The organism is Psychroflexus halocasei, assembly GCF_900107595.1.
GTDB classification, from domain to species: Bacteria; Bacteroidota; Bacteroidia; order Flavobacteriales; family Flavobacteriaceae; genus Psychroflexus; species Psychroflexus halocasei.
Genome location: NZ_FNQF01000009.1, coordinates 73538 through 88752, shown reverse-complemented (window position 1 = coordinate 88752; position 15215 = coordinate 73538). Strand labels below are relative to the sequence as shown.

10 protein-coding genes are annotated in these 15215 nt (G+C 35.2%); 2 read left to right on the top strand and 8 right to left on the bottom strand.

Translation table 11 applies throughout. The features are described 5' to 3' along the window. From BLV84_RS10740 to BLV84_RS10705, 8 genes are all read right to left on the bottom strand, one after another. The gene (locus BLV84_RS10740; protein ID WP_093245071.1) at nucleotides 1-3819 is read right to left on the bottom strand and encodes a T9SS type A sorting domain-containing protein; all 3819 of its coding nucleotides are present in this window, start codon (nucleotides 3817-3819) and stop codon (nucleotides 1-3) included. A gap of 159 nt (nucleotides 3820-3978) precedes the next feature. Continuing rightward, complete coding sequence (gene clpX / locus BLV84_RS10735; protein ID WP_093245067.1) at nucleotides 3979-5211, bottom strand: ATP-dependent Clp protease ATP-binding subunit ClpX; 1233 nt, start codon at nucleotides 5209-5211, stop codon at nucleotides 3979-3981. Between the two features lie 9 nt (nucleotides 5212-5220). Then, the gene (locus BLV84_RS10730) at nucleotides 5221-5895 is read right to left on the bottom strand and encodes a ClpP family protease (protein ID WP_093245063.1); all 675 of its coding nucleotides are present in this window, start codon (nucleotides 5893-5895) and stop codon (nucleotides 5221-5223) included. A gap of 110 nt (nucleotides 5896-6005) precedes the next feature. Further along, the gene (gene tig / locus BLV84_RS10725) at nucleotides 6006-7328 is read right to left on the bottom strand and encodes a trigger factor (RefSeq protein ID WP_093245058.1); all 1323 of its coding nucleotides are present in this window, start codon (nucleotides 7326-7328) and stop codon (nucleotides 6006-6008) included. Between the two features lie 130 nt (nucleotides 7329-7458). Beyond that, complete coding sequence (locus BLV84_RS10720; RefSeq protein WP_093245053.1) at nucleotides 7459-8016, bottom strand: CPBP family intramembrane glutamic endopeptidase; 558 nt, start codon at nucleotides 8014-8016, stop codon at nucleotides 7459-7461. A 6-nt stretch (nucleotides 8017-8022) separates the two neighbouring features. After that, nucleotides 8023-8364, bottom strand: coding sequence for a phage holin family protein (locus BLV84_RS10715; protein ID WP_093245049.1), 342 nt, complete (start codon nucleotides 8362-8364; stop codon nucleotides 8023-8025). Between the two features lie 94 nt (nucleotides 8365-8458). Next, the gene (dnaE, locus tag BLV84_RS10710; RefSeq protein ID WP_093245045.1) at nucleotides 8459-12811 is read right to left on the bottom strand and encodes a DNA polymerase III subunit alpha; all 4353 of its coding nucleotides are present in this window, start codon (nucleotides 12809-12811) and stop codon (nucleotides 8459-8461) included. 377 nt (nucleotides 12812-13188) lie between these two features. Further along, complete coding sequence (locus tag BLV84_RS10705) at nucleotides 13189-13992, bottom strand: DUF6252 domain-containing protein (protein ID WP_093245040.1); 804 nt, start codon at nucleotides 13990-13992, stop codon at nucleotides 13189-13191. A 127-nt stretch (nucleotides 13993-14119) separates the two neighbouring features. Here BLV84_RS10705 and BLV84_RS10700 point away from each other — a divergent pair, with 127 nt between their 5' ends. Then, complete coding sequence (locus BLV84_RS10700) at nucleotides 14120-14674, top strand: 30S ribosomal protein S16 (RefSeq protein WP_093245035.1); 555 nt, start codon at nucleotides 14120-14122, stop codon at nucleotides 14672-14674. A 10-nt stretch (nucleotides 14675-14684) separates the two neighbouring features. Further along, nucleotides 14685-15209, top strand: coding sequence for a ribosome maturation factor RimM (gene rimM, locus BLV84_RS10695; protein WP_093245030.1), 525 nt, complete (start codon nucleotides 14685-14687; stop codon nucleotides 15207-15209). Nucleotides 15210-15215 lie beyond the last annotated feature (6 nt).

The window sequence follows — 15215 nt, the reverse complement described above, 5'->3', positions numbered from 1 at the left end:
TTATTTTTTAATAAATTTCTGAACTGACGTTCCTTGATTAGTAATTATTTTAATAATATAAACGCCTGTATTCAAGTGTGAAACATTCAACGTATTATTCTCAGGCATTGTCATTGAGTCTAGCTCTTGACCTTGAATTGAATATAGTTTCAATTGCTCCACATCAAAATCATTAACATCAATTGTCAATAAATCTTCAGTTGGGTTAGGATATAGACGTATCGCATTTGCTAAGTCTGGTTGAGTTGTTCCCATGGTTACATTTTCAAAACTGATATAGAAACGATCAGAAGCAATTGATTCAGAAATATTAGAATCAATATTGAAAACATAATTAACAGCATCTGAAAGTTCTAAAGATTCATCTGTGTAAGTATCATTAAGAATAACTTCTAAATCTTCAGGCTTATGATCCATGGTAAACTGGATGACATAATTTTCTTCATCATAACCAGAAACAAATAATTGAATCTCCTCGTTTTCATCAGGGAAAGCCCTGTTATCAATAGAAGTATATTTATCATTTAAAACCGCAAAGTTTTCGCCAGGATTACCTAACTTACTTGCATCTTCATTGCTTGAAGGTGTCGTGTAATAATCAGCAAATCTTAAACCGATAGCATCACTTTCTGTCTCTCCGTTTTGTAAAGCTGATTGCTTGTATAAACGCATATTGACATAAAACTCATCAACATTAGAGAAAATTTCAGTTTGAACTTCAGAAGTCGTTTTAGCACTTTCTGTAAAAGTTATGCTTGGCGCTTGGTTGACCGTACTTTTGTTTTGAACAAAGAACGCCTGACCTGGCATAATAAATTTATTGGCCTGTGAAGAACTTGGGCTTGGTGAGTTTGTATTAACATCAACTGTTACATAAGCTCCACGACCGTTTGCACCTGCTAAAGTTGGGTCCCAAACATACATTCTTGAATCATCAATATCTCCAGCGAAAGTCAATGCTGAAAAATCAACTACAGCTTGATAAGGGTTTCCAACAAAGCTATAAAAATCAGCTGCTTGAGCTAGAGTTGGTGTAAAATTACCTGTCGTAAGAACACCTTCAGAAACTAAAGTTGTTGGTGTTGGCGTCGCATTTTGATCTGTTAAATCAATTGTACGATCACCTCTCACCATTAATCTGTAGCCTTGGCCTGCTGAAATAGCATCAGATGTACTTGTTACTGCTTCCCAAGCTGCTCCTTCAGCTTGTGTTGACGACGAATTATTAAATATAAATAATGACGGATTATTCGTTGGTGTAGGGTCAAAACCATTAGTAGCACCTCCTTCTCCTGTAATATGCGTGTTTTGTTGCCATGCATCAGCAAAAGTTTGTCCATTAACAGGTGATGAAAGTAAGCGGAATGCTCTTTTTTCTGGAATAAAACGCTCAACAACGACATCTCCATTACCAGAAATTGTCCCATTAAATTCATCTAATTGAGCCGTTTTTGTCTCGGTGCTTTTAAAAATAATGTTCCCGTCGTTGGTAATGTTTCCATTTACGGTTAAAACATCTTTTACTTCCAAAGTAGCACCTGTAGCTATACTTAGGTTATTTATTCCTATGGCATTATTAAAAGTTGCAGTACCGTCTAAAACTTCTATGTTATCTGTAGGTGAAGCCATTCCATTAGGATCTTCTGGAGACCATGAACCTGAAGTATAGGTGTAATCGGCTGGTAGAGCTTCTCCTTCTCCTGGTGTCATATCTGTAGTAGCAGCTGGAGATATAGTCCACTCAGAAGCAGTCCATACCGTATTAGGTAAAGTATTAATATCATTTCTAACTGCTCGAGAATCTTCATACTCCCATACTTCTCCTGAACCATCAACTCCTATCTCTCCATAAATATCAAATAAAACTCCTGTAGTATCATCTCCATCAAAATATAAAGCATAAACATCATTCCCGTTTCCATTAATAATACCACTACTTAAATCTGCATCAAAACCATACGCCGTGTTAAATTCCATCTCATCATAAGCTACCGTATAATAGCTTCCTGCTGCTAAAACCCCTGTAAGTTGAACCTTTTGCGGTGAAATCCCCCCATTGGCATAGCGTGCTAAATAAACTACTGTTGTATTAAAATCTATAGGCGCTGAACCATTATTATACACTTCTATAAAACGAGCTTCAAAAATATCACTCGGGTCTGCAATTTCTGTAAAAATTAATGACGGAACAGTTGGCGCTTCAACAATATCAAAAGTTGCTGAAGTGTCTCCTGTTATTCCTGTTTCTGTTGTAGTTGCTGTTAATGTAATTCCTGACTGAATTGCAGAAAACACTAAATTATCAAATACAGCAACACCGTTTACAGCAGTAACACTAGTGGTTGCTGTTGTTGCAAAAGTTCCGTTAGTAGCTAAGCTTACAATACCATTCTTACTTACATCTATATTTCCGCTAGCATCTGTAAATGCAACGCTTACTGCAGGCGACATCACGTCATCTACAATTGTAGTTATAGGTTCTATTGTAAAACCTAATGTAGTAGCTATAACGTTTATTTCTTCTTCCAAAGAGAAGTTGGTTAACTCCCAACTTGAACAAGACCCTCCTGTCCCTTCATATAAAAAAGCTACATATACTTTATTTGCAGATAGTCCTTGTAAGCTAATATTATCGGTTATAACTCCAGAATTTCCAGATTGTATTGTTGTAATGTTAGTCCAAGTAGCTGTATTAGGATCTGAAACTCCATCATAATTTGTAGAGTATAATACATCTATAGAGGTATCTGAATAATTCTCGTATAATTCAAAAGAAAGTAATTCATTAGCTGTTGTAGAAAGATCAAATGCTGGTGTAATTAACCAATCTTCAGCATCACAATTATCACTATAAGCATTCATGCTAACACCACTACCGGTATTGTATTGCCATGTATTTCCGCCTGCTAAGTCTTGTGTTGTCCATCCGTCAGTAAACAGATTTACAGTTGTTGCATCTACTGTATAAGGTAAATTAACTACAACTGGGTCTTCTACCGTATAAGACATCTCGGTAGATGTATTGGTATCTCCGGTAGTGTTTTCTGCTTCTAGTGCATAATATACCGTAGTCCCGTCTGCCTGTGCAGGAATAATCGCTTCGTAAACATCTGCTGTAGTATTTGTCATTGCAAGGCTATTGCTTAAGCTTCCAGAAGTAGTTCCCCATTTTAAAGCTACATTTGCAATTCCTGCAGCATCGATAACATCTGCATTTACAGTTACAGCATCCGAAGAGGTAATTCCTCCTGCAGGTGTTGTAGTGATGTTAGTGATTTGTGGTCCTACAGTAGGAGCTGCAGCTGTCCACGAAATATCATCCACAATAATCTGCTTACTCGTAATATTTCTAATCTCAATTGTAATATCACCAGAAATATTAATATTATTCACAGTAAATACATGCTCATTGAAATCATCAAAAGGTGTTGAAGTACCTTGAGAGACTCCATTAACAAAAAGTTCAACTTGTCTATTCCCTCCTCCAGTAAAACCTTTATATAGTTTTACGGAAAAATTACCGATACCACCTGAGATACTACTAGAAGTCACAGCACTATTATCTGAACTTCTTCTTAACATGAGTGCTGGCAAATTGATTCCTGAATTATTCTCATCACCATTACCATCGCGAGACTCTACATAACTCCAAGTTATACCGTTATTCCCTAAGAAACTATTATCAGAATAACTGGATCCTTGATTAGAGTTTGAAAAATCTTCTAAACCTTGCCCCCAACTAATCGAATAGCTAAACAGCATGGTTACACATAACATAAAGCTATAAACATACTTATAGCCTAGTAAATTTGTTTTCATAATATAATTGTTTTGATTCGGTACAAATTTAATAATTTATACATTAACTCATTATTAAGTATTTATGATATTATTTGAAAAATAACAGATTACTTATAAATAAAAAAGACTTATCTTAAATTGAGATAAGTCTTTTCTATAAAGAATATGTTATAACTATCAACTCGCTTGTTTCAGCAATTTAAGGTTTGATTTGTTTAATGCTTTTTCTGCATAGGTTTTTGTGACTTTAAATTCTTTCACATCGCTTTCAGGCAAATCAAACATTGCATCTGTGAGAATTGTCTCGCATAATGCACGCAAGCCTCTTGCGCCTAATTTATACTCCAATGCTTTTTCGACAATATAGTCGAGCGCACCATCAGTAATGCTAAAATCAACATCATCCATTTCAAACAATTTTTGATATTGTTTGATAATTGCATTTTTAGGTTCTGTCAAAATCAGTTTTAAGGTGTCTTTATCTAAAGGATTCATGTGAGACAACACAGGCAAACGTCCAATGATTTCAGGTATGAGTCCGTATTCTTTTAAATCTCTTGGTGTGATGTATTTCAGGTAATTTTCTTTATCAATATCTTCACCTTTTTTTGAAGCGCCATAACCAACAGCTTGCATGTTCAAACGTTTTGAAATAGTACGTTCTATTCCATCAAAAGCACCACCTGCAATAAACAAAATATTTTCTGTATCAACTTCAATGAATTTTTGATCAGGATGCTTTCGGCCTCCTTTTGGCGGTACGTTAACCGTTGTGCCTTCTAAAAGTTTTAACAATGCTTGTTGCACACCTTCACCACTGACATCACGTGTAATAGAAGGATTATCACTTTTACGTGCTATTTTATCAATTTCGTCGATAAAAACAATTCCTCTTTGTGCTTTTTCAACATTATAATCTGCAGCTGCAAGGAGTTTTGTTAAGATGGTTTCAACATCTTCACCTACATAACCAGCTTCTGTTAATATTGTAGCATCAACAATAGCTAGAGGAACGTTTAACATTTTTGCAATTGTTTTTGCGACCAATGTTTTTCCTGTTCCTGTTTGTCCAACTACAACAATATTTGATTTTTGAATCTCAATATCATCATCGGTTTTTGGTTGCAGAATACGTTTGTAATGGTTGTAAACAGCAACTGACATTACTTTTTTGGTTTGATCTTGCCCAATGACGTATTCATCCAAAAATGATTTAATTGCTTTTGGTTTTTTGAGTTTGAGCTCAGAAGACAAATCAGATTTAGAATCTTGTTTCGCTTCTTCTATCACAATACCGTGCGCTTGTTCAATACAACGATCACAGATATGTGCATCTAAACCAGCAATCAATAAATTGGTTTCTGCTTTTTTACGTCCACAAAATGAACATTCTAATACTTCTTTAGCCATAACTTATTTTTAATCTCTCTTCAAGATTTCATCAATCATTCCGTAATCTTTTGCTTCTGAAGAATTCATCCAAAAATCACGGTCACCATCTTCATAAACCTCATCATAAGATTTCCCTGTATGTTTAGAGAGAATTTTATAAAGTTCTTCTTTCAACATAATGATTTGCTTAGCAGTAATCTCAATATCATCAGCTTGACCTTGAGCGCCACCCATAGGTTGGTGAATCATCACACGTGAATGCGGCAAACCACTTCTTTTACCTTCTGCTCCTGCGCATAACAAAATCGCTCCCATAGAGGCAGCAATACCTGTATTAATTGTCGCAACATCTGGTTTGATAAACTGCATTGTATCATAAATCCCGAGACCTGCATAAACGCTTCCGCCTGGAGAATTGATATAAATTTGGATATCTTTTGCTGCATCGGTACTTTCTAAAAACAGAAGTTGTGCTTGTATAATATTCGCGACTTGATCATTGATTGGTGTTCCTAAGAAAATGATTCTATCCATCATTAATCTAGAAAAAACATCCATTGCCACGGCATTCATTTGACGTTCTTCAATAATGTTTGGCGTCATCCCAACAGGATACATACTCGTGATAATCTTGTCGTAATAATTGCTATTGATCCCTTGATCTTTAGTCGCAAATTTTTGAAATTCTTTATTTAAATCCATTATTTTCAAATTTGTGCTACGAAGATAAACTGAACTTGATTAGTTTATGAAAAAAATATGCTAAAAGTTATCTTTTAGCATATTTAAATTCTTCGTCTATGAATAGATGTTTATTTGTAAACCTTATCGATAAACTCTTTATAAGTAACCTTTTCTTCTTTAAGGTTCATTTTTTCTTTATAAAAATCAAGAAGCTTTTGACTCATCGCTTGTTCAGCCATTTTTCTTGCCTCATCTTGATTTGACAACACACGCATTGCGATATCTTCTAACTGATCGTCAGGTAAATTTGCTTGACCAAATTGCGCCATTTGCGCTTTAATTCTATCAATCGCCATTGATTTAAGGTCTTCTTGAGAAACCTCTAAATCGTTTGCTTTGATAATCTTTCCTTCAATCAATTGGTATTTTAAACCTTTCTTAGAATTTTCAAACTCTTCACGCGCTTCTTCCTCAGTCATTTTTTGCTCACCTTGCGTTTGCAACCATTTGACCAAAAATTCTGATGGTAATTCAAAATCAACTGAACCGATTAAGTGCTCAGTAATGTCATTTAATAATTGCTGATCGCCTTGTTGTGCGAAAGTTTGCTCAGAATCTTTAGCGATCTTTTCACGCATTTCTTTTTCTGAAGTGATTTCACCTTCACCAAAATACTTATCAAAAAGCTCTTGGTTCAGTTCAGCAGGAATATTTTCGTTGATTTCGTTAATCGTTAAGGTCAATTCAACTTTAAGGTCTTCAGCTTTTTCAGCATCAATACCTAATTTACTTGCTAAAGTTTCATCGTCTTTAAAAAGCTTGTTAGTCTTAACAGTCACTTGCTCACCAGTTTTAGCACCTAAAATCTGTTTAGCATTTGTTTTTCCGTCAACTTCATCAATATTGAAACTTGTGTTGTGCTCAATACCTTCTTCTTCATTATGGAAAACACCTTCAATTGTGTAGCCTTCTTTAACTTCGTTTTGAGAAACGATTTTTCCATATTGCTTCTGGATCATTTTGACTTGGTTGTCAATCATTTCTTCATCAGCAGTTACGATGTAATGCGTAATTGGCTCTTTATTATCAAGGCTTAATTCGAATTCAGGCGCAAGACCTAACTCAAATTCAAAACTATAGTTTTCAGCATTCCAATCAAAATTGTCTTGTTGAACTGGAAGTGGATTTCCTAAAATATCTAACTTTTGCTCAGCGATATAATTGTTCAGTGAATCTTGTAAAAGTCTATTCACCTCATCAACTAAAACCGCTTGACCATATTGTTTTTTAATCATTCCTTTAGGAACCATTCCTTTACGAAAACCTGGAATGTTAGCTGTTTTTCTGTAATTATTTAAAACACCATCAACCTTTTCGCTATAATCTTCTTTAGCGATATCAACTTTTACAACTGCATTTAATGCATCTTTATTTTCTAAACTTATATCCATTTCTATCCAATAGTTTTTTGAGTTTGCAAAACTACAATTTATTTAACGTCTTGACAAGTTTTTGATAATCAGTTCATCAAATACTTAAATCAAGTTTATTTTGAGGTATTGACTTGATTATGAATGAAAATCAAGTTTGTTTTTCCTTAGATTTCAACAAGAGTTTAAACATAAAAATATCATAAATCGTATGTGCTAATATGGCAGCATAGATATCAAAATACTCATATAAATAACCAAAACCAGCAGAAATCAGAATCAGAAATACGCCATAAATGCTTTTCTTCCAATCCTTGAAATTCAAGTAACCATGAATCAAAACAAAGAAGATTGCGACTGGCCAGATACCAAAGAACTCTTGCAACATTCCTCTAAAGAAAATCTCCTCTCCTATGCCTGCGCACAGTGAATAAAAAATGATATCTGGTGTTTTGATCTCTACATCTGCAAAGATTTCTGAATAAAAACTCTTGACATTTTTAAAGATATCAAGCTTTAAAAGCAGAATCCCTAATCCTGAAGCAATGAGACCAAATAATAACCCTACTCCTATTGATAAACCGCTAAAAAACTCTGGGAAAATTGAAAAGTAATCAAACGAATCGCTGAAATGTCCAACAACAAAAGCAACCGCTGGAAAGACAAATAGCGTCACAACTGACGCTGCAAAAAGATTGATTTTCTTCATAAAAAATTATGCTTTTTCGGCAAGCTGAAATACAAGAGATTGGAAGAAAGTCAGCAATAAACTAAATAATAATGCCCACCAAAAACCGTCAACTTGAAATCCTGACACCAAGGCATCACCCAGCAAAATAATAATAGCATTAATGACCAACAGGAATAAACCAAAAGTTATAATGGTCACTGGTAAAGTTAAGATGAGTAAAATTGGCTTTACAAAAAGATTCAGCATTGATATCACTGCAGCAGCAACAACAGCAATTAAAAAGCTATCAACATAAACACCAGGAAGTATGTTTGCTAAAACCACAACAATAATCGCAGAAATAATCAATCTTAATAAGATTTTCATCACTTATAATTTTTATTCAAAATTACAATAATCAATAAGAATGAGTAAACCCCTTAACATATTTAAAATATCAAGAGGTTTAATTAATCTTAAATTATTTCATCAATTTATAATGAAAATTAATGTCATCTAAACCTGCTAATAATTCTTTATTGATATCGACAGATTTTGATCGACTCGCCATATCGAGTTTGATTTTATTCTCTCTTTCAAAAAGCAGAAAATTCAATTGTTTCTCACCTTGATTTAAAAGAATCAACTCTTCCAACTTTTCAATGTTTTCTTCAGTTAACTGATTGATGTCAAGCTGTAATTTGATTCGTTTTGAAAACTCAGCTAAAACTTCATGCAATTGTTTGAAGTTTTTAAACTTGATGCGTACACGACCAGGTTCGCCTGTTTTTCTATCAATAAATTGTGTTGCTGTCATTCTTATATGCACAAAACTATCAAGCGTTAAAAAGTGTCTGAATTTCAGATACTCCTCACCAAAAATCCAGAACTCGTGGCTATCGTAATAATCTTCAACAGTAAAAACGGCAAAACCTTTTCCCATTTTACTGGTTTTATGAGCAAATTCCGTGATCACGCCACCAATACTAATTTCTTTATTCAAGTGATCTTCGATAGACTCAAAAACGCGTAAATCATGAGAGCAGAAATTATTCATTTCAAGTTTAAAATCATCAAGCGGATGTCCTGAAAGAAATAAGCCTATCACTTCTTTTTCAGCTTTCAGTGTTTTCATGGTGTGCCATTCATCACAAGGTGGCACTTCTGGTTCAGGAATTTGAACGTCACTCGCTTCTCCAAAAAGACTGACTTGAGCTGAATTTTTATTCTCTTGATATTTTGCTGCAAACTTGACAACTTTTTCAATAAAAGTTAATTCGCCTTCTGTTTGATGGAAATATTGCGCACGGTGCACATTTCCTAAACTATCAAAAGCGCCTGCTAAGGCTAAACTTTCAAAAGCCTTTTTATTGGCGGCTCGTAAATCAATACGTTTAGCTAGATCAAAAATAGATTTGTAATGTCCATCTTCTTTTCTGTTTTCAACTATTGTTTTGACAGCCCCACCGCCAACGCCTTTGACCGCTCCCATTCCAAAACGAATGGCATTTTCTTTATTCACAGAGAATTTATGGTAAGATTCATTGACATCAGGTCCTAAAACAGGTAATCCCATTCGTCGACATTCTTCCATAAAGAAAGTCACTTTTTTAATATCGTTCATGTTATTCGAAAGTACAGCCGCCATGTATTCTGCTGGATAATGCGCTTTTAAATAAGCGGTTTGATAAGCCACAAAAGCATAACACGTGGAGTGAGATTTATTAAATGCATAACTCGCAAAAGCCTCCCAGTCTTTCCAAATTTTCTCTAGTTTATCTTCAGGATGTCCATTTGCTTTCGCTTGCTCAATAAACTTTGGTTTAAGCTTCGCAAGAACATCTTGCAACTTTTTCCCCATGGCTTTACGCAACACGTCGGCTTCACCTTTGGTAAAACTTGCCAATTTCTGCGATAGTAACATCACCTGCTCTTGGTAAACCGTAATTCCGTAGGTTTCCTCAAGGTATTCCTCCATTTCAGGTAAATCATAGCTAATCTCTTCAGCGCCATGTTTTCTTTTAATAAAACTCGGGATATATTCCATCGGCCCTGGACGATAAAGCGCGTTCATCGCAATCAAATCTTCAAAAACAGTTGGCTTTAAATCCTTCATGTGTTTTTGCATCCCTGGAGATTCATATTGAAAAACACCAACTGTTTCTCCACGCTGGAAAAGCTCGTAAGTTTTCTCGTCATCTAAAGGGAAAGCTTCAGGATCAAGATCTAAACCATGTCTAGCTTTAACAATAGAAACCGTGTCTTTAATCAGCGTCAAAGTTTTTAAACCTAAAAAGTCCATCTTGAGCAGACCAGCGTCTTCAACAACTGAGTTGTCAAATTGAGTGACGTATAAGTCTGAATCTTTTGCGACAGAAACAGGGACGAATTTGGTAATATCATCTGGTGTGATAATCACACCACAAGCGTGAATTCCTGTATTTCGAACAGAGCCTTCCAGAATTCTAGCCTGATTAACCGTTTCAGCTTCAGGTGTATTTTGCTCTGAAATCCCGATTAATTCCATCACTTTTTCAACATCTTCAGATCTGAATTTTGCTCTTAATTCTTTTTCATCTTTGCCAAAAATCTTGTGGAGTTTTGACATATCAGGAACCAACTTTGCAATACGATCAGCTTCATATAAAGGTAGATCTAAAGCTCTCGCTGTATCTCGAATGGCAGATTTAGCAGCCATTGTTCCGTAAGTGATAATTTGGGCAACTTGATTTTCACCATATTTATCGATGACATAATCCATGACGCGACTTCGGCCTTCATCATCAAAATCGATATCAATATCTGGCATACTCACACGTTCAGGATTCAAAAAACGCTCAAAAAGCAAGTCGTATTTTATCGGGTCAATATTTGTAATTTTCAAGCAATAAGCCACAGCACTTCCCGCTGCCGATCCTCGACCTGGCCCAACAGAAACATCCATTTTTCTGGCTTCACGAATAAAATCTTCAACAATTAAGAAGTATCCCGGATAACCTGTATTAGCAATCACTGATAATTCAAAATTCAGTCTTTCTTCAATATCAGGTGTTATTTCACCATAACGCTCTTTTGCACCTTCAAAAGTGAGGTATTTTAAATAAGCATTTTCACCTCGTTTGCCATTATCTTCTTCATCTTTTGCATCAAGAAAACGCTCAGGAATACCAAAGGCAGGCAATAATACATCACGCGCCAATTCGTAAGCTTCAACTTTATCAGCTATTTCTTGCGTATGCGTAATTGCTTCAGGAACGTCTTTAAAAAGAGATTTCATTTCCTCTGTTGACTTAAAATAATACTTGTCATTTGGCAAGCCATAACGATAACCACGACCACGACCAATTGGTGTCGATTGTTTTTCACCATCTTTTACACACAGTAAAATGTCGTGTGCGTTGGCATCTTCTTGATCTGCGTAGTAAGTATTGTTAGAAGCCACTAGTTTAACTTGATGTTTTTTTGCAAACTTGATTAAAACCTCATTTGCTCTATCTTCATCTTCTTGACCGTGACGCATCAACTCGATGTAAAAGTCATCTTGAAAAGTTTCTTTCCACCACAACAAAGCTTCTTCGGCTTGCTTTTCGCCGATATTCAGAATTTTACTTGGAATTTCACCATACATATTTCCTGATAATACAATCAGGTCATCTTTATACTTTTCAACGACTTTCTTGTCGATACGTGGCACATAGTAAAAACCTTTTGTAAAACCAATAGAAGACATTTTTGCCAAATTGTGATAGCCTTTTTTGTTTTTAGCTAAAAGCACAATTTGATAACCATTGTCTTTGTGAGATTTATCTAAATGATCTTCACACACAAAAAACTCACAGCCAATAATCGGTTTGATTTTCACTTGATCACTTTCCTCATCAATAGATTTATTATGCTTCTGAACTGCATTCACAAAATGAAAAGCGCCCATCATATTGGCATGATCTGTTAAAGCAACTGCTGGCATTTTATGTTTGGCAGCCACCTCAACCAAATCAGGAATCGATGTTGTAGATTGTAAAACTGAAAACTGACTATGGTTATGTAAATGAATAAAATTTGCATCTTGAATTTTTTCAAGATTCTCATTCATTTCAGCTTTCGTTGGCTCGTTTGAAGAATCGCTTTGCGCCTTTTTAATTTTTTCTGAAGCCTTCTGAAGATTCACATGCTTTAAACCAATGCCTTTAAAAGGTTCTGGGTTTTTTGCTTGAAACTCTTGAAGATAACCGTTTTCAGCTTGAAGTTTATTCTCAGAATAAATGTTTGTTCTGATCAGCTCAAGAAAACAACGTGTTGTCGCCTCAACATCTGCAGTTGCGTTGTGCGCTTCACTAAAAGGAACGCCAAATAACTTTTCGTGTAATTCAGTTAATGTTGGTAATTTAAACTTACCACCTCGACCGCCAGGAATTTGACAAAGTTCAGCTGTGGTTTCTGTACAGGTATCAAGCACTGGCATTTCCGTCATTGGCGAGTCAACTTGAGCACGGTAATATTCCGCTCCCATAATATTGACATCAAAACCAACATTTTGCCCAACTACGAATTTAGCTTTGCCTAAGGCAATATTAAATTTTTCTAAAACCTCAAGAATCGGCACGCCTTTCTCTTCGGCTAAAGCTGTAGAAATTCCGTGAATACGCTCTGAATCATAAGGAATATCAAAACCTTCAGGCTTGATTAAAAAATCTTGATGCTCTACAAGTTCGCCCCATTCATCATGCACCTGCCATGCGATTTGTATGGCTCTTGGCCAATTATCAACATCGGAGATTGGCGCATTCCAGCGTTTTGGTAAACCCGTAGTTTCGGTATCGAATATGATATACATAGAGCAAGATTTTGCGTAAAATTACACAAAAAAAGATGCGAGCTTGATGCTTAAGTCAAGAAGTTATCCACAATGATTTTTAGCTAAAAACACTTTCTGAAAACAATTATAAATTGGGTTTAAAATAATTAAATAAGAATCTCAAAACAAGAAATCTTTATTAATAAAAAAAGAAATTTGATAATGAATTGAGTGAGATATTAAAAAGTGCGAGGCGAAACTTCAATTGATTTCTGTTTTTATTAGAAAACTTTTAAATAAAAAAATCCTCAACTTGCGTTAAGGATTGATGCGGCATCCTTTGCTTTTTTTTAAAAGCAAAGATACAGCGGAAAGCCTGACCTTGCTTTTTTTTAAGCAAGGTAACGCCCAAAATATTATTGTACATTAAAAGAGCCTGCCTCAATAAGAAGTTCTGACTCTGTTGTGAAATTAAAAGTTCCTAAATAAAATCCGTTTTCGGCAGCGTTGATTGTCAATTGACCTGAAGTTGCTGCATCAAGTGTTCCGCCTTCAGTATAATCCATACTTAAATCAGCTTGATCAGCGATGGTGTAAGTTCCTGGTTCGAGTGTTTCTGGATAAGAAATATTAATTTCAGCTCCGTCAAAATCACCAGTTACAGAAATACGACCATCCGAAATTGATCTTGTTACGCCTTGAGTTTCCAGTAAAGTTCCATCAATAGTTGCTAACATATACTCTGTAGGCAAATCGCCTGGCTCGTCAATATCACCTCCGCCAGGATTTCCTAATGGCACATTAAAAAAAGCACCTTTATGAAAAACAATCGTATCACCAGTTTCATTGACAGCATTGAAGTTAAAATTACCATCGTAACCATCTTCATTAATTTGTAAAATCTCTATAACTCCGTCAACATTTGAATGTTTTGAGGTATAAACATCTCCTAAATAAGTTTTATAGGTTGCAGAATTAACTCCCGTTGGTGCAAGTGTATAAATACCTGGTTGACTAAACTCGGTGGTTAATTTTACACTCTCATTCGTTGTACTTTCAATAGTCAAATGTCCTTCATCGTTTAGATAAGCTACTCCTGTTTGAGATCTAAAAAAGTCATTATCAATCATTGTTTGAAACACTGTTTCATCTCTTGTAATTGTATCAGAACAACTTAAAGTAAGGATGGCAATAAGAAAAACTAGGGTAAATCGCTTCATTCTTAAAATTTTGCTAACAAATGTAATATAAAAATTATGAATACATAATTGAAAATTTTAGAAAAATAAAACTTATCTTTGCCGATTATTAATAACGGAGGTCGAGAACCTCAAAATTTAATTTTTTATGCCTACAAAAATCAGATTACAAAGACACGGTAGAAAAGGAAAACCGTTTTTTTGGGTAGTTGCGACAGATAGTCGTGAAAAAAGAGATGGTAAATTCATTGAGAAATTAGGAATTTACAATCCAACAACAATTCCAGCAACGATAGAATTAGATGTCGATGCTTCTGTGAAGTGGTTACGCAAAGGTGCTCAACCAACTGATACAGCAAAAAGAATTCTATCTTACAAAGGTGCGATGCTTAAGAAACACTTGCTTGCAGGAGTTGATAAAGGCGCATTAACTGAAGAAGAAGCAAACAAAAAGTTTGAAGCTTGGTTAGAAGAAAAAAATTCAAAAGTTGATTCTGCTAACGCTAGCGCTCGTCAGAAAGAGAAAGATGCTAAAGAAAAAGCATTAGCTGCTGAAAAAGAAGTGAACGCTAAGCGCGAGGCTGAAGCAAAAGCTGCTGATGATGAGGCGAAAGCTGCTGCAGAAGCTGAAGCTGCCGAGGCTGCTGAAGGTAAAACTGAAGAAGCGCAAGCTGAAGAGTCTAACGAAGAAGACAAAGCTTAAAAAATTGGCGATGACAAAAGATGAATGTTTTTATCTTGGAGAAATTGTCAGTAAATTTAGTTTCAAAGGTGAAGTTCAAATCAAACTTGATACGGACGAGCCTGGAGCTTACACAAACTTGGAATCAGTTCTTGTCGATTTTAACGACAAGCTGATTCCTTTTTTTATTATAAAATCTAATCTGCAGAAAACAAACCTTCTCCGCGTTAAACTTGAAGATGTTGACAACGAAGCAGATGCTTTGGATTTGATAAAAAAGGCTGTTTACTTACCACTTTCTGAACTTCCTGATCTCGATGATTCACAATTTTACTTTCATGAAGTTGCCGGATTTGAAGCACACGATGCTCAAGAAGGTTTTTTTGGTAAAATAAAAGGTATTGACAGCAACTCGCCACAGGCTTTGTTTTTAATTGATAAAGACGGAAAAGAAATTTTAGTACCTGTGAATGATGCTTTTATCAAAGAGATTGATAAAGATAATAAACGCATCGACTTTAATCTACCTGAAGGTCTTCTTGATTTATACCTATAAAACAAA